Here is a 26,023-nt window from a genome sequence, read left to right on the forward strand (position 1 = left end):
TTACATGATAAGGCGGAGCTTAAGTCACCTTATTCACTGTCTGGTATTTTTCCTGCTGATAAGATTTGCTTTTAAGAATATCCCGCAAAATTTCCACCGCATGATAAAGGTTTTCAAACGACATAAAGAGCGGCGAGAAACCAAACCGCATTCGGTCTGGCGCACGGAAATCACCAATCACACCCATATCAATCAGGTTCTGCATGATGGCGTAACCGTCTTTGTGTCTGAAAGAGATATGCGCCCCACGGTCGGACGCATCTTGGGGTGACACCACTTCAAGGCCCAACCCACCGCATTCCTGCAATACAAGCGCTTGGAAGGTAGCGTTAAGCTTCTGCTGCTTCTGAAACCGCACGCTATTTTCAGTTTCCAACATGAGATCAAGCCCTGCTTCAAGCGCTGAACCACCCAGCACAGCGGTAGTCCCTGTAAGCATACGGCCAATGCCTTCTGTTGGCTCAAACTCATCTACGAACTGAAACGGGGCCTTGTGACTGAACCACCCGCTGATGGGGTTTTTCATCGCCGCATGATGGCGTTTGGCTGCAAACAAAAAAGCCGGCGCCCCGGGGCCACCATTTAAGTGCTTGTAGCCGCAGCCCACCGCAAAATCAGCCTTCGCTGCATTCAGTTCAGTTTCCACAGCCCCCACCGAATGGCTCAGGTCCCATACCGTCAAAGCACCGCATGCATGGGCTTTTTCCGTGATTTCAGCCATTGGAAATATCTCACCAGAGACATAATGCACATGGGTGAGCAGAACCACAGCGGTATCATCACCGATGGCATCCATAATGTCGGCGCGCTCATGGGTCTCAACGGTATAGTGCTCACCGGTTAACTGGCGCACACCATCAATGATGTATAGGTCCGTCGGGAAATTCCCCTTCTCGCTGATGATTTTTCTGCGGCCGGGGTTCAGGTGCAATGCGGAGACAAGGGTTTTAAAAAGATTTACAGACGTGCTGTCAGCAAGCACCACTTCCCCATCATCCACGCCGATCAGCTTAGCGATTTTATTCCCCACACGGTGGGACATATCGTACCATCCGGCTGTGTTCCAGCCTCGGATCAGCTCATTGCCCCATTCATTTTCCACAGCACTTGCCATCCGCTTTTTCGCATCTTTCGTGAGCGGCCCAAGCGAATTACCGTTCATATAAATAACGCCCTCAGGGATAAGGAACCTGTCTGCATATTCTTTGAGAGGATCAGCCGCATCCATGGCTTTCAGAGCATCAAGTGTGAGTTTTTCAGCCATTTATTTGCTCCTCAAAACAGCGCGAACAGGGCTGGCATCCGCCCCTTTTATCTTAAGTGGCAGCGCGATAAGTTCATATTCGCCTTCAGGCACATCATCCAAGACAAGGCCTTCAAGAATGGCCATTCCGTTTTCCTTCATCGCCATATGGGCATGCAGCTCTTTTGATGTTTCAGGATCAAGAGACGGGGTATCAACACCGATAAGGCGGCAACCATTTTCGGCCAGATACCGGATAAGCCCGGCATCTACCGCACGGAACCCTTCAGGCCAGCGGCGGTGTGGGAATGTTTCAAAAGTTCGGATCAGCACACGCTCAAGCGTTCCAGCCTTATTGAGTTGCGGCTTGAGTTCTTCAAGCGTGATATCCCCCGTGCCGTCCAAAGCATATACAAGCACACAGTCACCCATATAAGTTTCGAGCGGTGCTTCAGCGATATCTTTCCCAGCTTTATCATAGTGGGAAGGCGCGTCTGCATGAGCCCCTGAATGGGTGGAAAGCGTGAGCTTTGACACAAGCACAGGACAGCCATCTTCAATTTCCCACGTCGCTTCAATACCGAAAGGCGTGTCTCCCGGCCACATGGGTGTCTCTGCGCTCAGGGTCTGGCTGATATCATATGTTTTCGTCATACCGTTTCCTAAAGGCCTGTACGCACATTCCAGAGCTCAGGGAAGAAGCGGAGATCAAGCGCTTTCACAAGGAAAGAAACACCGCCTGTGCCGCCCGTACCTTTGCGGTATCCGATGATCCGCTCCACGGTTTTCATATGGCTGAAACGCCACATCTGAAATTGGTGCTCAAGATCCACAAGCTTCTCTGCAAGCTCATATAATTCCCAATATTTACCCGTTTCGCGGTAAACAGTCGCCCACGCGGCTTCCACCGCATCCGAAGGCTCATAAGGCAGGGACCAATCCCTGTTCAGGCATTCTTCAGGGATATTAAAACCGCGCTTTGAAAGCAGCTCGATACAGAGATCATAAATGCTTGGTGCTTCAAGCGTTGCTTTTAAAGGCTCATAACGCTCAGGCTTACTGCGGTGCACTTCAAGAAGCTTGGCGTTTTTATTGCCGAGCGCAAATTCGATGGCTCGGTACTGGAAAGACTGAAAGCCCGAACTTTGGCCCAGTTTATCTCTGAAACTGGAGTAATCAGACGGCGTCATGGTGGAAAGCACATCCCAGCTTTGCCGCAATTGTCCCTGAATACGGGAGATACGCGCCAGCATCTTAAACGATGCCCCTAGATTATCGTTTTTGATATGCTCCATAGCCGCCGCAAGCTCATGGATACAGAGCTTCATCCACAGCTCAGATGCCTGATGGATCACCAGAAACAGCATTTCATCATGGCTATCAGTGCGTGGGTTCTGGCAATCAAGCAGCTTGTCCAGATTCAGATAGCCGCCATAGCTGATATCCTGATCCCAGTGAATGTTTTCACTTTCCACAGCCCGAAGGTCTGATTTTCCCGTCTCTGTCATACGCTTAACTCCTGCAGTTTCTCTAAAAATAGCAAAAGCACCATTTGAAGGCATTTCATAAATATGCATGATATAATGAATTTATTTAATACCTAATGGAGAAAAGCATGATCCGGCTGGGATTGCATCATCTGGCAATGATCAAAAGCCTGAATGCCACGGGGAATGTTTCTGCCACCGCGAGAGAGTTAGGGCTTACGCAGTCAGCCATCAGCCACCGGATGAAAGAAGCAGAACGCCGGATAAATACACAGATTTTCCACCGGGACAGCCACTCAATTGTGCTAACACAAGCGGGTAAACGGCTTCTTAGGTCTGCCGAGATTATTCTTGAAGAAGCTACTGCGGCGGAACGTGATCTGGATCATCTTTCCACGGGCCACCGGATGGTATTAAGGATGGGGGCTACTTGCTATATGGGTTTTGATTGGTACCCCTCTTTCCTGCATGCACTCGAAAAGAAACTGCCAGACTACATGGTGGAAATAGCACCCACTATTGATGAAAACCCAGCAAACCTTTTGAATGATCAAGTAGCAGATTTTGTATTGATGGCCGGAACGCTTGAGCAGCCAGACCTGAAAAACACTCCACTATTTACTGATGAACTTGTTGCTGTTCTTCCGCCAAATCATCCACGCTGTGGAGAAGCTTTTCTGGAACCTGATATGTTCCGTAAAGAAGTATATGCAACCCACCATACCCTGCCAGAGACAGGGCGGGAATATGAAACCCTTTTTAAGCCCGCAGGTATTTACCCCAAGGAAGTTATCTCTGCAGGCCAAACTCAGGCTATTTTTGAACTTATTCTGGCGGGTCGTGCCAGTACAATTTTACCTCGGTGGTCCGCGCAGGTTCACGCAAAAAGACTGGGGCTGACCCTAAAACCAATTGGCTCTAAAGGAACCCTCATACAGTGGCACGCAACTTACAAAAAATCTTCAAAACAGGAGGCATCTATCCAGCAAATACTGGAGATATTAAAGGAAACTACCAAAAGAGAATAAAATGGTGGTGACCCCAACTGGATTCGAACCAGTGGCCTACAGATTAGGAATCTGTCGCTCTATCCTGCTGAGCTATGGGGCCATCACATATGTCCTCTTAACACGGTGTTTCTAAAGCTTCAATTCCATATCAACACGGTGCATGCCCTTACCCCAACCATCTTTGATATTACGAATTTCTATGGCACCAAACTTGGCAAAAAACTGATCAGCATGCTGGCTGGTGGCAATATCAATAGCGGTTGCTTTCATCTCTCTTGCGCCACTTATTACTGCTTCCATCATCTGACGCCCAATACCCGCACCTTGGCCCGATGTGCTTACAATAATCCAGGTAACCCGCGCCCTATTCATTTCCTCAATATAGGCCAATCCATAAGCTGCAACCACAGCACCTCCTGTGTTTTGAAGCACCATGTACGTATCCTGATTAGCCTTCAGATACGTTGCGTAATCTTCTTTTTCATTTTCCGCAAAATAGGCAGGGCAGTTCTCATCGAACAGCGCCATACAGGCTTCGAAATACTTAGCTTGATACGGAATAAAGTGCAAAATAAGTGTCCTTTCTACGCCAAGGTCCTTCTCTCATCATAGAGGAGTATCCCCTAACATACCAAAATTTAACCATTTTCCGTTGTAATTATAGTAGCGAATTTCGGGGGGCTGAAAGCAGGAGTATTTCTTCTTGAAGCTGACGAAACTTCTTATTCCGGTTTTTGCCGTTGTAATCATCAGTGTTACAGCGATTACTGGCCTTGTTTCCTTCATGGTAAAGAAAGAAGACACAGCGGCGCTCAAAGAAGAACGCGCTATCCTTACTCATGAATTGGAAACATTTAATAACCAGTTAGCCGCACTCGCAGAAGATAATGCCGAATGGGATAAAGCTGTCGAGAACCTCTATCTTAGCGAAAACCTAGTTTGGCTAAGACACACCGTTGCATCCACCATTCACGGGAAAAACGAGACAGAAGGTATCGCCGTTATCAGGCCCGATGGTACTATTTTGTATGCAGAATTTGAAAATAATTACCCAGCTCCAGATCAACTTTTATCGGAAAACTTGATAGTTACCATCAATAGTCCGCGCCCGGCACAGCCGCTCACTGCTGCAGTTCAGGGAACTGGCATGTTTATTACGGAAAACCGGATATTCGGGTATGCGTTTCATGAAATATCCTCTGATACCACTATGGACATTGAGGGCGTCCCTTCTTTAGGTCCACGGCCTATCCTGGTATTTTTCAGGGAACTGAATGCACAATCCATTACAAACCTCAAACTTGGCAATGCCATTAAGAATCCTCGTATTCAAAATGATTTACCAACGGTACTACCTAGTGTTTCCATTGTCGGCACAAACGGCCCAATTGCATATCTGGTTTGGGAGCCATTTAAGCCGGGCAGTGATATAGTAGCAGCCGTTGGCATACCTATCTTTTTCCTGGGGTTGGTGATTTTTATCTCACTGATATTTTTCACAAGAAATGCTTTTACGCTCATCAGGGAACTGGAACGAGCCAACAAATCAAAATCAGCTTTTCTTGCTTCCATGAGCCATGAAGTAAGGACACCGCTTAATAGCATTATCGGGTTTACTGAGCTTTTATCTCTTGAATTATTTGGAAAGGTAGAAGGCGAGAAAAACAAAGAGTATCTCAGCCTTATCAAGGGGAGCGGCGAGCATCTGCTGGCTATCATCAATGATATCCTTGATATCTCCAAGCTTGAAGCGGGGAAATATGATGTTCTCTCTGAACCTATTGAAACAGATGCACAGATACGTAGCTGCTTGAAACTTCTGGAGCCTGCCGCCCTTGATAAAGCCATTACCATCACAAGCAGCTGCGCACCCACAAAAATCATCACAGATGCGCGTATCTTCCGGCAGATACTAATTAATATTCTTTCGAACGCGATTAAATTTACAGGGAAAGAGGGTAGCATTCATATAAGCGCCAAACCTGTTGACGATAGATTCCGAATTCGTGTTGTAGATACCGGGATTGGTATGTCACCTGAAGATCTGGAAAAAGCTCTTGTTCTTTTTGGGCAGGCATCTGGCGCACAGCAACAAGATATAAAAGGTACAGGACTTGGTCTTCCTCTCGTGAAACGGTTTATGCAGCTGCTTGATGGCGAGATGGATATAACCTCCGCCCGAAATAAAGGCACTACGGTTTCTCTTTGTTTTCCCATGAAAAATAAAGGGAAACGGCTTTAATTTTCTCTTTGCAGTTTACTGATTCTCTGGCTTACTGGCTCTATGACTGGGGGCTCTATACATACATTTTTCATGCTAGCTTATTTCTGGCTTTCTGCACCGCCGGAAATTGATTTCGACACAACAGATTTAGGGCTATCCAAGTGCGGCAATGCCGTTATCGCAGAAGCCATTTCTGGTGATACAGTCAGGCTGTCCTCGGGTGAAGATATTCAACTAGCTGATATTAAAGCTCCAGAATATTGGCCGGCACCTTCCCAATATAAAAGCTGGCCGTATGCTGCTATTTCCAAAGATATTCTGCATGAGATGGTAAGCGGAAAGGCAGCAGATTTTTATTGCAGCAAAAAGCATATGAATTTTCAGGGCACAAAAGTTGCCCATATACTCATAGAAAATAACATGTGGCTCCAGCAGAAACTTCTCTCCGAAGGTACAGTGTTTTTCTATCCTGGCGCTCTATCAAAGCCAGCCGTTAAATCTCTCTATATACAGGAGCAAACGGCACGCGAAAGCGGCAAGGGTATTTGGGAAAAAAGTATCTACGGCCCTAAGACAGCGCTCGATACCGACCTCAAATCTGGTTGGTTTCATATTGTCCGCGGCACTGTGGTTTCCGCAAAAAAAGTGCGCCAAACTATTTATTTGAATTTCGAGGAGAACTGGCGGGAAGATTTCACTATAGAAATCCCAGCGAAAACAGCGCGAGCCATGAAAAAAGCGGGTCTAAACCCGCTTGATATGGAACATAAATCTGTTGAAGTGAGAGGTATTATTGAATGGGGCGGAGGCCCTAAAATCATCCTCACATCCCCAAACCGGTTGAGGCTACTACCGAATCAGCCTTCTGCAAGGCCTGCCATTACGGGATCACCTACCTGATTGATAAGCGCTTGCTTCAACTTACCAAGAGCTTGAGCTTCAAGCTGGCGTACCCGTTCTTTGGAAATACCAAGCTGACCACCAAGAACCGCAAGAGTTACACCCTCTTCCTTAAGCTGACGCTCACGGATAATGAAGGTTTCACGCTCGGTTAGGTTTTCCATTGCCTTTTCAATAAGTGCTGCTTTCTTCGAGCTATCATGGGTTTCCATGATTTCCTGCTCTGGCGCGGGCGATTCTGAAACGAGCAAATCCTGCCATTCCTGTGCAGACTCGTCAGCAACAGGTGCATTAAGCGAACGATCATTAGCCGTCATACGGCCTTCCATCGCTTCTACATCCACAAGGCGCACACCCATTTCTTCAGCAATCTGGGTTCTGGCAATGAAAGAAAGCGGACGGTCAGGGTCAACCCCCATGCGGGCTTTAAGGCGTTTCAGGTTAAAGAAGAGCGCTTTATGTGCTGATGTCGTGCCCGTACGTACAATCGACCAGTTGCGGAGCACGTAATCCTGCACAGCAGCACGAACCCACCAGCTGGCATATGTGGAAAAACGAACATCGCGTGATGTCTCGAACCGGTAAGCTGCTTCCATCAGGCCCACTGTGCCTTCCTGAATAAGGTCTGAAACCGGTAATCCATAGTGGCGGTATTTGCTGGCTGCTGCAATCGCAAGCCTAAGGTGTGCTTCGGTAAGTTTCTTGAGCGCATATTCATCGCGTTCCTGCTGCCACGCAAGAGCAAGGTCACCCTCTTCTTCACGTTCAAGCATCGGAGCCTTCATCGCAAAACGAATAAGCCTACGGTCTTCTGTCGTCGCCCAATTTCCTCGCGCCAAATCACCCTCCCAGTTGACAGTGCCAGTACTATGGTCAATGCATCATTGATTTTAATGCATTCGATTAATGGAATGCATTATGAAGGATTTTTTCGCAATTGCAGCATTTTTTTTAAGGAAAGGTTAAAAAAGTTTGTGAGCATAAAAAAACCCACCTGAAAAATCAGGCGGGTTTTTCGCAGAAATCATTGGAGTCGCAGGGATTAAGCAGCTAGCTCTTTCTCTAGCTTCACCATTGCTGCTTCTTCGTCGATATCCTCAACTGCAGCAAGTTCACGAGCCAAACGACCAAGCGCTGATTCGTAAATCTGGCGCTCACTGTACGACTGTTCAGGTTGATCAGCACCACGGTGCAAATCACGTACAACTTCGGCAATTGAAACCAGATCACCACTGTTGATCTTGGCTTCATATTCCTGTGCACGGCGGCTCCACATTGTACGCTTGATGCGCGCCTTACCTTTAAGTGTTGTGAAAGCTTCTTTCAGTGTAGCATCAGAAGACAAACGGCGCATACCGCTTTGCTCTGCCTTGTTTGTAGGCACGCGGAGTGTCATCCGTTCCTTTTCAAAGCGAACTACATAAAGCTCTAGCTTCATACCAGCGATTTCCTGAGCCTCAAGCTCAGTAATTTTACCAACGCCATGTTTTGGATAAACGATGTAATCACCAACGGAAAAAGGATTTTTATTTGCTTTAGCCATTCTGGTCTATTGTCCTTCTCTATATACTCAAACTGTTCAAACCCCATAACCCCCATCGGTTATAAACCCGTCTGAACAGAAAAATGGTTTCACACGCAACCAGTTTGGCTTTAGGTCGCGGAAACCCCTGAGGAAATATCACTTGATTTTCCCCATAAAAATGCTTCAAACTCAAATCGCGAGCTATCGAGAAATGCGTTTGCAGCTTCATTAAATTGTGGTGGTGCCAGCCACCCGTGAAAAGGCTCAGCCAGTTACGGTTTGCCTAGAGACCATTCACGTCATTGAGAATGACTATAACATAAATTTCATAAAAAAAGTAGCCCTAAGGCCAGCTTTTCTGCGTTTTTTGAGCATTTACTCATAAAAACACAAAAGCCGAAGAAATACTCTCCGGCTTTTTTTGTAATAATATTAGCCTGTTAACAGACGCGCTCAAACCTTTGTGATTTAATCGCCTTCCCCAGGGTTTTCTGAAAGTAATTCAGTTTTACCGTCTTTTTTGGCCCAATCGTCAGCATCTGGCATCGGATCTTTCTTAACGGTGATATTTGGCCATTCTTCAGAGAACTTAGTATTAACTTCCAGCCAATATTCCAAACCATCTTCTGTATCAGGCAAAATAGCTTCCGCAGGGCATTCTGGCTCACACACCCCACAATCGATACATTCGTTCGGATTAATCACCAATGTGTTCTCACCCTCATAGAAACAGTCTACAGGACACACTTCTACACAGTCAGTATATTTACAGTTGATGCAGGCCTCAGTGACAATATAGGTCACGGGGTTTCTCCTTCATTATTCCTAAAACCATCAAGGGTTGGTTTCAGGGCAGTATATGCCTAAAACTGGCTAAAACAGCAATGCCTTTAGTCAAATATTCCAATCAACTATATGACATATGCCTTTTATTTAAGGCTCTTTTGCTGACTTAACAGGGAAAAAGCAAGCATCTTGCGGCTCATTTTTTCTTAACTGTCACACCATAAAACCCAGATATATTCGAAACTTCAGATTGAGGTCCGATAGTGGCCAGCGCCCAGAGATAGACTCACTTACGAAAGGAAAGCAACTAAACCACCAAACTGGAATTCAAGTATGACACATGCACTAAAATATCATCACTTCAAAACCCTACATCAACAAGAGCAACCATTTCAGCTCTATAATATATGGGATGCAGGAAGTGCTAAGGCACTTGAAGCCACAGGTACGCAGGCTATTGCCACAAGCAGCGCCGCAGTTGCCATGGCGCAAGGATATGAAGACGGCGAATATATGCCCTTTGCGGACCTTCTTAGAACAGCACAACAAATTGCCACATGTAGTGATCTGCCATGTTCCGTTGATTTTGAAGCTGGTTACACACAATCTGACAAAGAACTCGCAGCAAATACTAAAGCTCTTCTTGAAGCTGGTATCATCGGCATTAATTTTGAGGACTGGGATAAATCTGAAAGTAAATTAAGGCCCGCTGAAGAACAAATCTCCAGAATCCGTGCCATCAAACAAACATCCGACAAGCTTGACCTACCCCTTTTCATCAACGCCCGAACGGACTTATTTCTCAGGGAGAGTAATCCAAACAATCATCAAAACCTGTTAGAGGAAGCAATTGAACGCGCTCATGCTTACAAGGAGGCTGGTGCTGAATGTTTCTTCGCGCCCTGCCTGAATGACCCAGCGCTGATTAAAGAGCTATGCGAAAAAAGCCCCATCCCCATAAACATCATGATGATGGAGGGTGCCCCAACAAAAGTCGAGCTAGCGGAATTAGGAGTGAAGCGTATCAGCTTTGGATTCGCACCTTATCTGGAGGCTATGGCTGGCATTAAGAAAGCTGCGAGAGCTTTTATGGCCTAACGATCCATCAGTTTATCAATAGCACGCCGTTCGGCTTTTGTCGGGCGGCCAGCGCCTGCTTCCCGTGTTGCGCCCTGCGGCTCAAAAGCTTGCTGTTCTTTTGGTATGGGTGGCGGAGTGAGATCTTCGTAAAGCGCTTGTGCTTCTGGTGCAGGACCACGACGTACACCAGGCGCGATCATTTTAATGACCTTAATCTCATTCTCTTTTGGGAATGTCAGCACATCGCCAGTTTTGATGGTAACGCTGGCTTTCGAGATATGAGAACCATTCAGGCGCACTTTACCAGTTTTACAAACCTTGCCGGCCAAAGTGCGGGTTTTAAAAAAACGGGCGTGCCACAGCCATTTATCAAGCCGTATCTTTTCGCCCGTTTCTTCAAAATTCATTATGCGCCAGACTTACTTTTTAGTCAGAGCGTCTTTAAGGCCTGCAAGTGCCGCAAACGGCGAATCAGGGTCTGCCTGCTTTTCACGCTTAGGCGGACGTGCTGAATGAGTGCGTGGGCCAGATGGCTTACCACCTTTGCCTTTACCCTTAGGACCACGGCCTTTACCTTGAGGTTTACCGCCGTCGCGGTTGCCTTGAGGGCGACCACCAGCACGCGGCTTGCGCTTCGGTGCCCACTGGAAGAAAAAGCGTTCAACCAGTTCTTCTTCAACGGATACTTCCTCAGTGTTTTCCTCAGCAGGCGCTTCAGCAGTTTCAGCTTTTGCTTCTTCAGCCGGAGCCTCTACCGCCTCAGGAGCAGTTTCCTCAGCAGGCTTTTCTTCGCCTTCTACAGGCGTTTCTGCATCCGCTTCAGCTTTTGGCTCTTCAGCTTTCGGCTCAGGCGCGATTTTACGAACTTCATGCTTATAGCCAGCCGCCTTCATCACATCTGCGAAATCTTCACCCGACAGGCCAACAAGGCCCATAATCTCAGGTGTTACTTCAAACCATTCAACATTCTGGCCAAGCGGGCGCACAGCATCAGCCAAACGCTCAAGCATATCCATGCGAACAGCTTTTTTGCCAACCGGCACGAAACCAGCAAGTTCATAGAACTCATCAGGTGCTGTTGTTTCTGTTTCCACCCAAACCATGCCCGGTGTCGGGATTGTAGGCAGTGCAGAAATTTTACCAGCCATTGCCCACATCAGCAGGCGCAGCTCTGTTGCATGTGGCTTCATCACAAGCGGCATATAAAGGCTGGATGCACCAATACGAATACCAAAACGGCGAAGTCCTTTACGAGCTTCCTGATCAAGCTGACGCAGATCACCATCCACATTCTTACGAGACATTACACCGTAATTCTCTAGAAGGCGGAAAGCCACACCTCGCGCAAGGCCAGTAAGCGGCGCTGCATCTTCAGGCGCTTCCACTTCACCGTTCAGTTCCTGTGCAAGCTTCACAAGCGGCTCAAGCTTTTCAGCGATCCGCGTATCCAGCCATTCCTGCGTTTTGGAGAGAACAAGTTCAGCGTTTTCACCAGTTAGCAACGTGTTTGCCACAAGCTTCACACGCGGGCCGAAAAGAGCACCACTATCATGAACAGTTGCAACAGGTGCGCCTTCCCACATTAGCTTCGGGAATGCGAGGCCTTCCTCAAAATTGAACTCAAGTGTTTTCACACCGATGTTTGCAAACAGTTTTGCACGGCGTGTCAGTTCAGCCTGCAGTGCCTGCTCGGCAGCTGCTTTGAGGGTCTTCTGGTCGTCACGAGCTGCGCCCGGTTCAACACGGAAAGAGAAACCATTTAGTTCACCGATTTCGTGTCCTTCGACAGAAACCTTATTTGTATCGTTATCGATGCTCACGCTGAGTTCGCCCCTTTGCCTGAGCGAGCGCATGAGGACAGCCGTACGGCGATCCACAAAACGCTGGGTTAATTTTTCATGCAGCGCATCAGATAATTTATCTTCCACACTACGCGTTACATGTGCCCAGTGGGCACTATCCTGTAGCCAGTTTTTCCGCTGAGAAACATATGTCCAGATGCGGATACTAGCGATTCGACCGGCCAAGGTATCTATATCACCGTGGCAGTTGTCAAGCCGCTTAACCTGCTTAGCGACCCAATCATGCGGAATTCTGCCCGCCGGGCCCATTAAATCCACATAAATTCGTCTGAGCAGGCTTATATGATCTTCTTGTGACAATTTTCTGAAATCAGGAATTTGGCAAACATTCCAAAGCCTTTCCACAGATTCCGGATTATTGGCGAGCCGTGCAATCTCTTCATCTTCACCGAGAACCTTCAGTGCCCGATAATCTGTAGCTTCACGGGTTCTATGAAGGCCATCTGTCGTCGCAGGTTCATCAAGAGAGCGTAAAAGCCGGGGAATCGACGCATAGCTAAGCCTGTGATTACGCCAGAAAATTCGCTTAACAGGTTCAAACTGATGCTCTTCGATCTGGGCAACCATCATTGGGTCCATGGCGTCGCCCTCACCACCGCCGAGAGTAGAGAACGTGCCGTCTTTCTTATAGCGGCCTGCACGACCTGCTATCTGGCCAGCCTCTGCCGCTGTCAGGTCCCGGAACGTGCGGCCATCAAATTTTTGTAATCCAGCGAAGGCCACATGACCTACATCAAGGTTCAGCCCCATACCAATGGCGTCAGTTGCCACCAAATGATCCACTTCGCCTGACTGGTACATTTCCACCTGCGCATTTCGGGTACGCGGGCTAAGCGCACCCATCACAATTGCAGCCCCACCTTTTTGACGCTTAATAAGCTCTGCCATGCCGTACACATCACTTGAGGAAAACCCGACAATTGCACTGCGGCGTGGCATCCGAGTGATTTTTGTTGGTCGGATATGAGACAAGTTAGAAAAGCGCGGGCGCGTAAGAATTTCTGCTTCCGGGATCAGCCGCTGAATAAGATGGCGCATTGTCTCAGCACCCAAAAACAGCGTTTCATGTTTGCCCCGGGAATGAAGAAGATGTTCGGTGAAAATATATCCACGCTGCGGATCAGCGGCCATTTGTATCTCATCAATGGCAACAAAATCAGTAGTGCTGTAACGCGGCATTGCCTCCGCCGTACACATAAAGTAACGAGCGCCTTCCGGTACAATTCGTTCTTCCCCGGTTAGAAGCGCAACCTGATTCTTACCTTTAACGGCCACCACACGGTCATAAACTTCACGCGCGAGCAGTCGCAGCGGGAAGCCCATGACACCGCTGGAGTAAGCAAGCATACGCTCCACCGCATAGTGGGTTTTCCCTGTATTCGTAGGCCCAAGAACCGCTTTGATAATGCCTGCCATAATACTCTCGCTGGCTGAAAACTGAAGCGTCGTTGATATCGTTCCACGGATAGATTGCCAAGCCAAGAATCACCAAAGCGTGATTCTCATAACGGTTTATTTATGTATGATAGCGTCAGTTATTTCAGGGGAGGGAAATATGTCAGTTAAGAAACACACACCTAAAACGCTTGATCGCCGTGCTTTTCTGCGCTCTGCAGCCGCAACGGGCGCTGTTGCCGCTACTGGGGCTGTGCTTGCCCAAGAAGGGAATGCACCGCTTGAGAAGCCGGCAGACCTCAATTACGCAGAGAAAATACTCGGCCTCACATATACTGACGACGAACGCGCCACGATTTATGATGGTCTGGAAGGCGTAGTAGACCGTGTACGCCTACGCCGGGCCAATGCACCACTACAAAATGAAGATGCCCCGGCGCTGACATTTGACCCACGCCTGCCAGGGAAAACCTACCCAGCACAGGAAAATAAGATAGCGCTCGCTAATAGAAGCGCAGGTAATCTGCCTAAAAAAGATGAAGATATCGCCTTCGCTCCACTCTGGAAGCAATCAGAATGGATACGTACTGGCAAAATTTCTTCCGTACGCCTAACAGAGATTTACTTAAAGCGTATCAATGAGCTAGCACCTAAGCTCGAATGCTTTGTAACCGTAATGGCAGATACAGCTCGTAAAGAAGCCCAAATGGCTGACAGAGAAATGTCCGCAGATCAATACCGCGGGCCGCTTCATGGTATTCCTTATGCGCTTAAAGATCTCGCAGATACCAAAGGTGTGAAGACAACATGGGGCGCAGAACCATATAAAAACCGCGTACCTGATGAAGATGCTGAGTTGGTAATACGCCTGAGAAACGCTGGTGCAGTGCTCCTCGGAAAAACAACACTTGGCGCCCTTGCTTATGGCGACCGCTGGTTTGGTGGCCTCACCCGCAACCCATGGAACCTGGAAGAAGGGTCTTCTGGTTCAAGTGCGGGTTCTGCATCTGCCACCGGAGCTGGTCTATGCGGCTTCTCTATTGGTACGGAAACGCTGGGCTCGATTGTCTCTCCGTCCACGCGCTGTGGTGTAACCGGCCTGAGACCTACCTTCGGCCGCATCCCGCGTTCTGGCGCAATGGCGCTTTGCTGGTCTCTGGATAAGTTTGGGCCTATCTGCCGAAGTACAGAAGATACTGCACTGGTACTAGCTGCCCTTAACGGGAAAGATGCCGGGGATCCAAGTTCTCTTGATCACGGCTTTAACTATAATGCCGAGACTGCCGCTAAAGGTCTAAGAATTGGCTATAATCCTGCCTGGTTTGAAAATGCTACGGACACCGATAAAGCCGTACTCAAAGCCATAAAAGATATGGGTTTTGAAATGGTTGAAGTAAGCTTGCCGGATATGCCGTATGGCAGCCTGATCACCACCCTCGAAGTGGAAGGTGCCGCAGCCTTTGAAGAACTGACGCTTACAGACCGAGATAATCTTCTGAAATGGCAAGCACCACAAGCTTGGCCAAATACCTTCCGCGGCGCACATTTCCTGTCAGCTGTAGAAGCATTGCAAGTAGACCGTTTCCGCAGGCAGGTAATGGAGATGATGGATGGTATCTATGAAAAAGTAGATGTGATCATCTCACCAAACTTCGCGGCTGGTCTGCTCCTGATCACCAACTATACAGGCACACCGTCACTTACACTGCCAATCGCCATGGAAAAACGCCAGGTTACGCAGCGTATCCACGGTCCTGAACTAGCAGAGGATCGTGCTCCGGTTGATCTACCACACACCATTACAATGTGGGGGAATATGTTCCGTGAAGATCAAATCATCGCGCTTGGCCGGTTGCTCGAAGAAAAATTCCGTTTCGATAAAAACCGGCCTTCGCTTTAATACAAAAAGGGCAGCCTTAATCGGCTGCCCTTTTTGATTACCCTCTTAACGTAGGTTTTTTCCACGCCTTGGCTTGTGCAGCTTGATCAAGCGGTGTCTGTGCAATCGCATTTGTGTAATTGCTCATCATCTTAACAGCCAGCCCCAGCACCACTTCAAGGGCGTGTTTTTCACTGTAACCTGCATCAAAAAAAGCCTTCAATTCAGCTGGCGCCAGGCTTCCTTTTGTACGCACCATATCCCGGGCAAAAATTCTCAGCGCTTCATGCTTGGCGTTTGAAAGAGCCCCACCATTTCTAAGCGCTTCAACATCAACCTCCGGCAAGCCTGAGTTTTCAACCAGAATCGTATGCCACGGCATGCAATATTCACAGTTATTTTCAAAGTTTGCAGCTTGGTAGACAATTTGTTGCTCGGCGGCGGTAAAACTACTTTCTCCAAAGGCATCCCAGCCAGCCATATAAGTTGCAAGCAACCCTTGTGACTGCGCCATTACTTTTTCAACATTCGGAATCAGACCAAAAGCGGCTTTAGCAGCTAACAGATGTTCCTTTGATGCCTCAGGCGCCGTTGTTTCATCAAAACGGGCAAAAGGTTTAACTTCATAATCAGACATACATTTATCCTTCTCGGAATTAATAGAGAAACTCTTGTGTTTTAAACCTGATCATGAGATTACTTTTATGCAAGTACGCACCTTTTGGTAACTATGAAAAAGGTAAAAGATTATGTATGAGATGCCAAAATCAAAATCTGATGTTGCTGGCGATGTCTTTTGTGCAAAATGTCCCGCCCGATATCTTATTACCAAGCTCTCCAGCAAGTGGAGCCTGCTCATTATTGATGCGCTGAAAGATGGGCCTATGCGTAATGGTGAACTTATGAGGTTTATTGACGGCATTTCTCAGAAGATGCTGACCCAGACCATCAAAGAACTTGCGGAAATGAAGCTTGTACACAGAGAAGATCACCAAACTATACCGCCTCATGTGGTATATAGCCTGACGCCGCTTGGAGAAGGCTTACAGGAGAAAATCTGCTCGCTTGACCGATGGATCGAAGAGAATGTCATTGCGATGGTCGAAGATAATAACTCTATTCCGTTGAAGCTAATCTAGGCTTAGCACGCTAAAAGGCGCAATAAACCTTGACCCTGCTTGGCGAATCACATAAGTAGCGCGCTATCCGTGCTGATTTTAGCATGTGAGATGTAAACGATCATAAAGATTCCAGCGCATAAGCGCTGAGAAAAAGAAGGATAAAGATCATGGCTCGCGTATGTGAACTAACTGGTAAAAAAGTAATGACTGGTAACAACGTGTCTCACGCACACAACAAAACTCGTCGTCGCTTTCTACCGAACCTAACAAATGTAACTCTTCTTTCTGACACTCTAGGCCGCTCCGTGCGTCTGCGCATTTCTACACACGCGCTACGTTCTGTTGAGCACAACGCTGGCCTGGATAACTTCCTTCTTAAAGCTCGCGACGCTGATCTTTCAGCTACAGCGCTGAAGCTGAAGAAAGAAATCAAGAAGAAGCAAGCTGCTGCATAATCAGCACCTTACTTTAAGGTTTCATAAGCGCTGCGATGGCAACATCGCGGCGCTTTTTATTTGTGCAAAGCAAAGATGACTAAGAAGGCTGCCAGTCAAAGACCATCAGAAGGGTACGTTGGCGCAGGCTGAAGTTGTCGTCTGACATCATATAGATGCGGATACGGCCATCCTGCAGCGGTACGATATCCATCGCTTCCATATTATCGACACTGTAAGGCGGTTCTATATGCGCAAGCTCACGGCCTTTGAGTTCACCTGCCGCTGTTATATCTTCCGCTTTTAGAAGCATAATCTTCGCAGAAACACCATCAAGCGGTGAATAATGGCGCATCAGAAGCAGAACATCCCCGTTCGGAAGTGCTGCAGCATCTGTAGGAGAATAATTTTGTGGCGGAATAAAACTGATACGGCGGGAAGTTTCCTTACTTGTTACCCAAGCAGGTAGTGCCCCTTTGGCATCCTGTCCATGCTCGGCAAATAATAGAAGATCACCACTTGGAAGCTGAGCGATTGCCTCCATACCACTATTTGACGCCATCTCCGAATAATCCGCAGCAACAGGATACACAACTGGTTCACCAGCGATTGTATCTGTTGTCATCAAACGGTGGTCCTGTTCAAAGCTGATCAGATACTTTCCAGCCTGCGTCCGAATAATACTTTCGGCATCAAAGGAAGCTTTAGCCAGAAGGCCTACTCCCGGGAAACTATTGATACTCCCTGGGCTAGTGAACAGCGTATCTTTACCAGCATCAATGTGAGCTGCGAACCAATCACCTTTGTCGTTCACGGCAATCAGTTTCTTACCATCATCCTCCACAACCATGCCAGAGAAACCGCCGAAATCATCATTATCAGCAGTTAGGGCCCAACCTCGCATGTAGGTAAGCTCACCTACTTTAAACAAGCCCGGGTCTTCTTCATTCAACGGCAATTTTTCCACGCGTACATTAAAGGGCACGCCTTTGCCTTCCAGTTCAGCAGCCAAATGCTGGCGCCCGAAATAACTGGAAACACCAGCAAGCAAGGAAAATACAATGATTCCAATAACCAAAAGTTTGTTACGCATGTGCCGTAAACCTATTTAACTGCAACTACCGAATTTTTCGTGGTGTTGGTACTATATCTGCGAACAAGGCTGCAAGCTGTTCTGTCATCGCGCCGCCCAATTGCTCTGCATCAAGTATGGTAACCGCCCGCTGATAATAGCGTGTTACATCATGGCCGATACCAATGGCGATCAATTCCACAGGAGATGCTTTTTCAATCCATTTGATCACCTGTCGCAGGTGATTTTCAAGGTACGTACCTGTGTTCACTGAAAGCGTGCTATCATCCACTGGCGCACCATCAGAGATAACCATAAGAATACGGCGTTCTTCAGGGCGGGAAATAAGCCGGTGATGAGCCCACAAAAGCGCTTCACCATCAATGTTTTCCTTCAGGAGCCCTTCTCGCATCATAAGCCCCAAATTGCGGCGCGCTCGGCGCCATGGGCTGTCTGCAGTTTTATAAACAATATGCCTTAGGTCGTTGAGGCGGCCCGGCTTTTCAGGACGCGATGCCTGCAGCCATTTCTCGCGGGATTGTCCACCTTTCCACGCCTTTGTAGTAAAGCCGAGAATCTCTACTTTCACACCACACCGTTCAAGTGTACGAGCAAGAATATCAGCTGAAATCGCTGCAATAGAAATCGGCCTGCCGCGCATAGAACCTGAGTTATCAAGTAACAGTGTTACCACCGTATCCTTAAATTCGGTTTCTGATTCGAGCTTGTAAGAAAGCGGTCTTAAAGGGTCTGTCACCACCCGGGAAAGACGCCCTGAATCAAGAAGGCCTTCTTCAAGATCAAAATTCCAATGACGACGCTGCTGCGCAAGTAAGCGGCGCTGCAAACGATTTGCAAGCTTGGACACAGCACCCGACAAATGCGCCATCTGCTGATCGAGATATTTCCTCAGACGTTCAAGCTCTTCAGTGTCACACAGCTCTTCCGCTTTGATAATTTCATCAAATTCTTCAGTGAAGACCTTGTAAAAATGTCCTTCAGGAAGTTGATCAAGCGGGCGGTTTGGCCGCCAAGGCATTGCGCCTTCATGCTTGCCTTCCCCGGCCTCAGCTTCGGTATCGTCTGTATCTTCAACACCCGCCTCAGATGATGCTTCATCATCATCCGCTTCGCCTTCACTATCTTCCGTGCCTTCAGCGCCGTCGGCATCACCCGCTTCATCTTGGCTGGATTCTGCTTCCTGTTCTTCAGGCGCATCGGGGGCGGTTTCCTCTGGGCTTTCGGATGTTTCTTCCTTGTCTACCTGCTCGCCCTCACCTTCGCCAACAAGTGCGGAAATGATAGTGCGGCTAATCACAGACAGACCGCGCTGGTCGTCCACCTTATCCTCAAGCGTATCGAGAAGATGGCCAATGCTTTCTTCAAGCCATTTACGCTGACCTTCCACCGCAAGAGTTGCCTCTTCTGGGGGTGCCATACCTGTCAAACGTTCACGGGCTAGAAGCCCCACAACATTCGCGAGCTTTGCCTGCTCATCATCTGATGGGCGCATAAGGCCGCTTTCAAAAGCACGCTTGCTTTCAAGCACAGCCATATTGGCTTTCATACCCGGCATTTGCCGAGCACCAATTGCTTCAAAGCGCGCTTGCTCCACCGCATCAAATATCGCTCGAGACACAGCACCGCCCGGCGCCAGCTTTTGGTGAAGCGCAGCATCATGATGACGGTGCTTCATAGCCATACTGTCGGCGTGTCCGCGCACTTCAGAAATATCTTTCATCTGAATTTTGTGCGGCAGCGTCGGCACACGGGCTTCATTCCCAACAAGGCCTGGTATATCTGCTGTGAACTTGACCTCAAGATCACGATCACCGGCAGCGGCCTTGGTGGTAGAGATTACAGCCTGCTCAAAGACTTCGCGGTTTTTCTGGCTTCCATCAGCCATGAAGCGTCCTCTCCGGGCTTAACCAACAAGCAGATTTGTTGCAGATTCTTTCAGTTCATCACCAAAAGCCCGCTGATAATATTCAGCGACAATTGCGCGCTCAGCTTCATCACATTTGTTAAGGAAACTTACACGGAAAGCAAAACCAACATCGCCGAAAATCTGCGTATTTTGTGCCCATGTGAGAACCGTACGCGGGCTCATCACCGTAGAGATATCACCAGCCATGAAGCCTGTGCGTGAAAGATCAGCCACCCGAACCATATTTTCAATGGTCTTGCGGCCTTCTTCGCTACCATATTCAGGCAACTTCGCCACCATAATATCGGTTTCTGTACTGTGCGGCAGATAATTAAGCGTAGATACAATATTCCAGCGGTCCATCTGGCCCTGGTTAATTTGCTGCGTACCGTGGTAAAGGCCTGTGGTATCACCAAGGCCAACCGTGTTTGCTGTTGCAAAGATACGGAATGCCGGGTGCGGACGAATGACACGGTTCTGATCTAGAAGGGTAAGCTTGCCTTCAACTTCAAGAACACGCTGGATTACAAACATCACATCCGGGCGGCCAGCATCATATTCATCAAACACAATCGCCGTTGGGTTCTGAAGCGCCCAAGGCAGAATACCTTCCTGGAACTGAGTAACCTGCTTGCCATCCTTAAGGACAATGGCATCTTTACCAACCAGATCAATACGGCTGATATGGCTATCAAGGTTCACGCGGATAGTGGGCCAGTTAAGGCGTGCTGCAACCTGCTCGATATGCGTTGATTTACCTGTACCGTGATATCCCTGGATCATCACACGGCGGTTGTGACTGAAGCCTGCAAGAACCGCAAGTGTGGTGTCTGGATCAAACACATAACTGCTGTCCACATCCGGCACATGTTCTGTATGCTCAGCAAACGCTGGCACTTCCATATCAATATCAATACCGAAAGTTTCACGAACCGAAACTTTGGTTTCAGGCATATCCAAACTTGGCAACTTATCGGCCGCAGCTGCGGTCATATCACATCCTTTTCCCGTGACTTACAATCTGGCACTTGCCAAATAGAAATTGATCACCATCCTAAGAGGTGAGGGGCAAGTTTTAGCAGATACGCAAATTCCTGCCACCCCGATTATAGGTAATATTATTTTATGTGAGAGTAAGGCAAAAATGGGTGAAGTCACTAAACGAATTGAAAAAAGGCTAAATGACGCACTTTCCCCGCTGCATCTTGAGATTATAGACGACAGCGAAATGCACCGAGGGCACGGTGGTTATAGGGAAGGCGGCGAGAGCCATTTCACTGTTGTGATAAAAGCAGAAGCCTTCACAGGCAAAAACCGCGTAGCCATGCAGCGCATGGTGATGGATGCTCTTAAGGAAGAACTAAAAGGCCCTGTTCACGCGCTTTCCATTAAAGCAAGCGCTCCATAAAACAGAGCCCGAACAATCTTTTTACATTAATTATTAGTATATTTGCGCTATAATGCATGCGGGGTTGAGAGTGAAGGAAGCAAAAGCATGAAGTTTTTAGTACCTTTATCAATGCTCTTAGCGCTCATTTGGAATAGTCCCGTTGTTGGCCTTCAAGAGCAACAAGCGCAAACAACCCCAAAAGAGGATACTCTTCAGGTTCCAAACCTTCAGACACCTATCAAGGGCCTACTCGTTGGCGGTCAGCCTGAAAAAATGGACATAGCTAAAATCAAAGCACTTGGCTTTGATACCATTATAACGCTGCGCCCTTATACGGAGGAAACAACCGCCATAGGTTATAACGAAGAAATGGTGGTTGAAGATTTGGGTATGACCTTCGTGCGCATTCCCATTCAGACAGAAATTGATCTTAATGACAGAAATTTGGCGCTTCTAAACCAGGCACTTGAAGCCGCTGGGGGCAAAGCCTTCGTTCATTGCCGTACGGGTAACAGGGTTGGTGCCATGCTCGCGCTCCGCGCCTTTAAAATGCAGAGGGTGCCATTTGCAGAAGCGATGGAGCTTGGCAGAAAGGCGGGCCTGAACACATGGACAGACGCTACAGAAAAACGCCTTAAAGGCGAAGCTGATCAGTGATCAACCTTATTACCTTCCAACCTGACTTCGCTTCAATTGCATAGAGCTGTGGCGCAAGCCTGCGATGGTAATGGCCATTAAACTCAGGGCCACTAGAAATTCTGCTGTCGTAAATTCAGTCATTGTATTTTTCCTTCTTTGACCTACATAAAATTATATCCAAATAAGGCGCAAACATGGAGAAAATGGGGAGTCTTCGTTGCAAATTGGGCCACTTTGCGTCATAAACGCTTTGTCAGAACAAACAGCTTTATGTGGTGCAACACACCCTATCCCTGCTCTTCCATGTGATGCGCCCCAACCCCTTGATATGGAGGTCTTCGTCGCATGGCATCAGTTGGACAGGACACACTAAATACCCGCCGTACACTTTCCGTTGGTGGTAAAGATTATGATTATTTCAGCTTAAAAGCCGCGGAAGCACATGTGGGTGATATCTCTCGTCTGCCTTATACGCTGAAAGTGCTCCTTGAAAATCTCTTGCGCCATGAAGACGGTACATCTGTTAAAACTGAAGACATTCAGGCACTGGCTGATTGGCAAAAAGAACGGAAAATTTCCCACGAAATCGCTTATCGCCCTGCGCGGGTATTGATGCAGGATTTCACTGGTGTCCCTGCTGTTGTAGATTTGGCTGCAATGCGTGCGGCAATGGTGGAAATGGGCGGTGACCCTGAACTTATTAACCCACTGGCGCAGGTTGACCTCGTGATCGACCACTCTGTGATGGTAGATAAGTTCGCCACCAAATTTGCCTTCAAGGAAAACGTTGATTTGGAGATGAAACGGAATGCCGAGCGGTATGAGTTTCTTAAATGGGGCCAGAACTCGCTGGATAATTTTAATGCTGTGCCGCCCGGCACTGGCATCTGCCACCAAGTAAACCTTGAATATATCGCCGACACTGTCTGGACCACCGAGGACGATAGCGGTAATACGCTTGCTTATCCTGATACCTGTGTGGGAACAGACAGCCATACCACCATGATAAACGGCCTTGCAGTGCTCGGCTGGGGCGTAGGCGGTATTGAGGCGGAAGCGGCCATGCTTGGGCAGCCCGTTTCCATGTTGATCCCAGAAGTGGTTGGCTTCAAGCTCACAGGTAAACTTCTTGAAGGCATTACAGCTACAGATCTGGTGCTTACAGTTGTTCAGATGCTACGTGAGAAAGGCGTGGTAGGTAAGTTTGTTGAGTTTTACGGGGACGGCCTTGATGAGCTTACACTGGCAGATCAGGCAACCATCGCCAACATGGGCCCTGAATACGGTGCCACCTGCGGTTTCTTCCCCATTTCCCAGCAAACACTGGATTATTTAACCTTCACAGGCCGAGATGAAGAAACGGTGGCACTTGTTGAAGCCTATGCCAAAGAGCAAGGTATGTGGCGCGGCCCCGGCTCTGAAGAACCAATTTTCACCGATACTCTGGAGCTGGATATAGCCACCGTTAAACCGTCGCTCGCAGGCCCAAAACGCCCGCAAGACCGAGTTGAGCTTGCCATCGCAGATACAGCCTTTGAAGACGTACTTGAAAGCTTTGGAAAAGCGGGTGATGATACGGATTACAGCGTTGAAGGTGAAGATTTCAGCCTGAACCACGGTGATGTTTGCATCGCGGCAATTACCAGCTGTACGAATACATCAAACCCCGGTGTTCTTGTGGCGGCAGGCCTTGTTGCCAAAAAAGCAAATGAACTGGGTTTAACAAGAAAACCATGGGTTAAAACTTCCCTTGCCCCCGGCTCACAGGTAGTAACGGACTATCTGGACAAAGCTGGCCTTACAGAGCATCTGGATGCTCTTGGTTTTAACCTTGTAGGATACGGCTGCACCACCTGTATCGGTAATTCAGGCCCACTGGCACCACCAATTTCCAAAACCATCAATCAGTGCGATCTGGTTTGCACCAGCGTATCTTCAGGTAACCGAAACTTTGAAGGCCGCATTAGCCAGGATATCAAAGCCAACTATCTGGCAAGCCCTCCGCTTGTGGTGGCTTATGCTATCGCTGGTTCTATGAAAATTAATGTCGCCACGGATGCTATCGCACAGGATAAAGACGGCAGCGATGTTTTCCTGAAGGATCTATGGCCCACGAACGCAGAAGTTCAGGCAGCCATCAACGCCGCTCTTACCCGCGATATGTTTATTGAGCGCTATGCCAATGTATTTGAAGGCACACCAGAGTGGCAGGAAGTACCGGTTTCGGAAGGCAAAACCTATAACTGGAATGAAAAAAGTACTTATATCCAGCACCCACCTTTCTTCCAAGGTATGGGGCATGATGTTAAGCCAACAGAAAACATTATTGGCGCACGTCCACTTGCACTTCTGGGCGATAGCATCACAACAGACCATATCTCACCTGCTGGTGCTATTAAGGCAGATAGCCCGGCAGGAGAATATCTTCAGTCCAAAGGTGTGGAAAAACGGGATTTTAATAGCTACGGCTCTCGCCGCGGCAACCATGAAATTATGATGCGCGGTACGTTTGCCAACATTCGCCTTAGAAACCTGATGGCGCCAGGCACTGAAGGAGGGTGGACCACACACCAACCATCTGGTGATGTGATGAGTATTTTCGATGCTTCCATGCGATATCAGGAGGCTGGTGTCCCACTTGTGGTAGTTGGCGGCAAAGAATATGGAACAGGTTCTTCTCGCGACTGGGCAGCTAAAGGCACAAACCTTCTTGGTGTGAAAGCTGTATTGGTGGAAAGCTTTGAACGTATTCACCGCTCAAACCTTGTGGGCATGGGGGTCCTCCCGCTCCAGTTTAAAGACGGTGTCAACAGAGAAACCCTGAATCTTACAGGAACGGAAACTTTCGATATCACAGGCATAGAAGGGACGATAGAACCCCGGCAAGACGTGAGCGTTACTATTCATTATGAGAATGGCTCTTCGAAAGCCATCACGGCGCTTTGCCGGATAGATACCGAGAATGAAGTCGATTACTTCAAAAATGGCGGTATTCTACATTATGTACTGCGCCGACTGGCATCAAATTAACAGAATCAAATCGAAGATTCGGTCACGATGGGTAGCTTAAATGGTTACCCATCGCCTTATAAAACCATACTTTTTCATAAAAAATGAGATATTTTCACAAAAAAACAAACCCTTTAAACTTTAGGTTTTTCGAAGAAAACCACTCTTAAATCGCTTATATACCCTTGCTTTTCCATACAGAAACCGCATAGAAGAGAAAAATTTTACTATTAAGGCGTGTTTCAAGGCGTTGCCTCAGCAACTATTCACACACAGGTGATTGGTTAGTTACGAAGCAACATCATACATAATAGTGGTTATGAAAAAACTGTTGTTACCATTGTTGTTTGTTTTGTTTGCTTTCAGCCCGGCAAAGGCTGAGGAGCCACGCTTAACTGTGCTTGAGCTATTTACCAGCCAAGGCTGTTCAAGTTGCCCACCTGCTGACGCGATCCTCAAAACCATGCGTGATCGCCCTGGTATTTTAACTCTTTCATGGCCGGTTGATTATTGGGATCGTCTTGGTTGGGAAGATACTTTCGCAGCCCCATATAATACTATGCGCCAGACAGCTTATAATAAGCGCTTTGGTCGTGGCGGTGTTTTCACACCACAGCTAATCCTTGATGGCTCTGTTCAGTGTATTGGTTCCAAGATGGAAAAAGTGCGCAAGAATGTCGCGAAAGCAAGAGCCCGCACACGCATTGATATCACACCGGAAATGTCGATCTCGGGTAATCAACTTACTGTAACATTACCAGAAGACGCCAACGCAGAAATGATTGCTGTTCGTGTTGTATGGTATCTATCGGATGCTGAGGTGGCTATTGGCGAAGGCGAAAATGAAGGCCGCACACTCCATTATACTAATGTGGTACGTGCGACAGACCTTCTTGATGAATGGAAAGGCCGGCAGCGCACTTATACCATTGATCTAGGCACAGGTATTGATGCCGGTGCAGATAATGTCGCAATTCTTCTACAGGAAGAATATGGTCACGGCGCTATCATCGGCGCGAACCATATGCCAATTTCATAAG

24 protein-coding genes and 1 tRNA gene are annotated in these 26,023 nt (G+C 47.9%); 11 read left to right on the top strand and 14 right to left on the bottom strand.

The genetic code is table 11. From position 1 onward, the window contains the following. Positions 1-19 precede the first annotated feature (19 nt). Genes kynU through kynA form a run of 3 tightly spaced genes read right to left on the bottom strand, consistent with a single transcriptional unit; the run spans position 20 to position 2,751 of the window. The gene (kynU, locus tag MF542_RS11200; protein WP_247019274.1) at positions 20-1,264 is read right to left on the bottom strand and encodes a kynureninase; all 1,245 of its coding nucleotides are present in this window, start codon (positions 1,262-1,264) and stop codon (positions 20-22) included. Then, the gene (gene kynB / locus MF542_RS11205) at positions 1,265-1,897 is read right to left on the bottom strand and encodes an arylformamidase (RefSeq protein ID WP_247019276.1); all 633 of its coding nucleotides are present in this window, start codon (positions 1,895-1,897) and stop codon (positions 1,265-1,267) included. An 8-nt stretch (positions 1,898-1,905) separates the two neighbouring features. After that, on the bottom strand, positions 1,906-2,751 hold the full coding sequence (gene kynA / locus MF542_RS11210; RefSeq protein ID WP_247019278.1) for a tryptophan 2,3-dioxygenase: 846 nt from the start codon (positions 2,749-2,751) through the stop codon (positions 1,906-1,908). Between the two features lie 107 nt (positions 2,752-2,858). Here kynA and MF542_RS11215 point away from each other — a divergent pair, with 107 nt between their 5' ends. Beyond that, positions 2,859-3,758 carry a LysR family transcriptional regulator gene (locus MF542_RS11215; protein WP_247019280.1) on the top strand — a complete coding sequence of 300 codons (900 nt, stop codon included), beginning with the start codon at positions 2,859-2,861 and terminating at the stop codon, positions 3,756-3,758. Between the two features lie 5 nt (positions 3,759-3,763). Here MF542_RS11215 and MF542_RS11220 read toward each other — a convergent pair. Beyond that, a tRNA-Arg gene (locus MF542_RS11220) sits at positions 3,764-3,840 on the bottom strand. Positions 3,841-3,869: 29 nt separating this feature from the next. Further along, positions 3,870-4,310: a GNAT family N-acetyltransferase gene (locus MF542_RS11225; RefSeq protein WP_247019282.1), complete on the bottom strand. Its 441-nt coding sequence runs from the start codon at positions 4,308-4,310 to the stop codon at positions 3,870-3,872. A gap of 133 nt (positions 4,311-4,443) precedes the next feature. On the opposite strand from MF542_RS11225, the gene MF542_RS11230 reads away from it, so the two are divergent. Then, positions 4,444-5,982 carry an ATP-binding protein gene (locus MF542_RS11230; RefSeq protein WP_247019284.1) on the top strand — a complete coding sequence of 513 codons (1,539 nt, stop codon included), beginning with the start codon at positions 4,444-4,446 and terminating at the stop codon, positions 5,980-5,982. A 72-nt stretch (positions 5,983-6,054) separates the two neighbouring features. Then, entirely contained in the window at positions 6,055-6,864 is an 810-nt protein-coding gene (locus tag MF542_RS11235) for a thermonuclease family protein (RefSeq protein WP_247019286.1), read from the top strand. Here the strand turns inward: MF542_RS11235 and MF542_RS11240 are convergent. The 3 genes from MF542_RS11240 to fdxA all read right to left on the bottom strand — a co-directional run bounded on the left by MF542_RS11240 (position 6,822) and on the right by fdxA (position 9,193). Further along, positions 6,822-7,703 (bottom strand): RNA polymerase factor sigma-32, encoded by an 882-nt coding sequence (locus MF542_RS11240; RefSeq protein ID WP_247019288.1) that lies wholly within the window; start codon positions 7,701-7,703, stop codon positions 6,822-6,824. The two genes, MF542_RS11235 and MF542_RS11240, sit on opposite strands and share 43 nt — an antisense overlap. Positions 7,704-7,906: 203 nt before the next feature. After that, a complete protein-coding gene (locus tag MF542_RS11245; RefSeq protein ID WP_247019291.1) occupies positions 7,907-8,407 on the bottom strand; it encodes a CarD family transcriptional regulator in 501 nt (166 codons plus the stop codon). A 450-nt stretch (positions 8,408-8,857) separates the two neighbouring features. Continuing rightward, entirely contained in the window at positions 8,858-9,193 is a 336-nt protein-coding gene (gene fdxA / locus MF542_RS11250) for a ferredoxin FdxA (RefSeq protein WP_247019293.1), read from the bottom strand. A gap of 315 nt (positions 9,194-9,508) precedes the next feature. On the opposite strand from fdxA, the gene MF542_RS11255 reads away from it, so the two are divergent. Beyond that, positions 9,509-10,273, top strand: a complete 765-nt coding sequence (locus MF542_RS11255; protein WP_247019295.1) for an isocitrate lyase/PEP mutase family protein — start codon at positions 9,509-9,511, stop codon at positions 10,271-10,273. Here the strand turns inward: MF542_RS11255 and MF542_RS11260 are convergent. Further along, entirely contained in the window at positions 10,270-10,662 is a 393-nt protein-coding gene (locus MF542_RS11260) for an RNA-binding S4 domain-containing protein (RefSeq protein ID WP_247019297.1), read from the bottom strand. The genes MF542_RS11255 and MF542_RS11260 overlap by 4 nt on opposite strands. 12 nt (positions 10,663-10,674) lie before the next feature. Beyond that, positions 10,675-13,533 carry a helicase-related protein gene (locus MF542_RS11265; protein WP_247019299.1) on the bottom strand — a complete coding sequence of 953 codons (2,859 nt, stop codon included), beginning with the start codon at positions 13,531-13,533 and terminating at the stop codon, positions 10,675-10,677. Between the two features lie 139 nt (positions 13,534-13,672). Here MF542_RS11265 and MF542_RS11270 point away from each other — a divergent pair, with 139 nt between their 5' ends. Then, positions 13,673-15,412 carry an amidase gene (locus MF542_RS11270; protein WP_247019301.1) on the top strand — a complete coding sequence of 580 codons (1,740 nt, stop codon included), beginning with the start codon at positions 13,673-13,675 and terminating at the stop codon, positions 15,410-15,412. Positions 15,413-15,449: 37 nt separating this feature from the next. Here the strand turns inward: MF542_RS11270 and MF542_RS11275 are convergent, their stop codons facing one another. Continuing rightward, entirely contained in the window at positions 15,450-16,028 is a 579-nt protein-coding gene (locus tag MF542_RS11275; protein WP_247019316.1) for a carboxymuconolactone decarboxylase family protein, read from the bottom strand. Positions 16,029-16,140: 112 nt separating this feature from the next. On the opposite strand from MF542_RS11275, the gene MF542_RS11280 reads away from it, so the two are divergent. After that, entirely contained in the window at positions 16,141-16,530 is a 390-nt protein-coding gene (locus MF542_RS11280; protein ID WP_247019318.1) for a winged helix-turn-helix transcriptional regulator, read from the top strand. Between the two features lie 149 nt (positions 16,531-16,679). Beyond that, positions 16,680-16,967 (top strand): 50S ribosomal protein L28, encoded by a 288-nt coding sequence (gene rpmB, locus MF542_RS11285; protein WP_247019320.1) that lies wholly within the window; start codon positions 16,680-16,682, stop codon positions 16,965-16,967. 79 nt (positions 16,968-17,046) lie between these two features. Here rpmB and MF542_RS11290 read toward each other — a convergent pair whose 3' ends face one another. Genes MF542_RS11290 through cobS form a run of 3 tightly spaced genes read right to left on the bottom strand, consistent with a single transcriptional unit; the run spans position 17,047 to position 20,938 of the window. After that, positions 17,047-18,039, bottom strand: a complete 993-nt coding sequence (locus MF542_RS11290; protein WP_247019323.1) for an esterase-like activity of phytase family protein — start codon at positions 18,037-18,039, stop codon at positions 17,047-17,049. A gap of 25 nt (positions 18,040-18,064) precedes the next feature. After that, positions 18,065-19,924, bottom strand: coding sequence for a cobaltochelatase subunit CobT (gene cobT, locus MF542_RS11295; RefSeq protein WP_247019325.1), 1,860 nt, complete (start codon positions 19,922-19,924; stop codon positions 18,065-18,067). Positions 19,925-19,942: 18 nt separating this feature from the next. Beyond that, a complete protein-coding gene (gene cobS, locus MF542_RS11300) occupies positions 19,943-20,938 on the bottom strand; it encodes a cobaltochelatase subunit CobS (protein ID WP_247019327.1) in 996 nt (331 codons plus the stop codon). 151 nt (positions 20,939-21,089) lie between these two features. Here cobS and MF542_RS11305 point away from each other — a divergent pair, with 151 nt between their 5' ends. The 4 genes from MF542_RS11305 (at position 21,090) to MF542_RS11320 (ending at position 26,022) form a co-directional block, all read left to right on the top strand. Beyond that, positions 21,090-21,353 (top strand): BolA family protein, encoded by a 264-nt coding sequence (locus tag MF542_RS11305; protein ID WP_247019328.1) that lies wholly within the window; start codon positions 21,090-21,092, stop codon positions 21,351-21,353. An 87-nt stretch (positions 21,354-21,440) separates the two neighbouring features. Next, a complete protein-coding gene (locus MF542_RS11310) occupies positions 21,441-21,992 on the top strand; it encodes a protein tyrosine phosphatase family protein (RefSeq protein ID WP_247019331.1) in 552 nt (183 codons plus the stop codon). Between the two features lie 327 nt (positions 21,993-22,319). Beyond that, complete coding sequence (gene acnA / locus MF542_RS11315) at positions 22,320-25,004, top strand: aconitate hydratase AcnA (RefSeq protein ID WP_247019338.1); 2,685 nt, start codon at positions 22,320-22,322, stop codon at positions 25,002-25,004. A gap of 298 nt (positions 25,005-25,302) precedes the next feature. Beyond that, positions 25,303-26,022, top strand: coding sequence for a DUF1223 domain-containing protein (locus MF542_RS11320; protein ID WP_247019341.1), 720 nt, complete (start codon positions 25,303-25,305; stop codon positions 26,020-26,022). The last annotated feature ends 1 nt before the right edge of the window (position 26,023 follow it).

Source organism: Kordiimonas laminariae (assembly GCF_023008165.1).
GTDB lineage: Bacteria > Pseudomonadota > Alphaproteobacteria > Sphingomonadales > Kordiimonadaceae > Kordiimonas > Kordiimonas laminariae.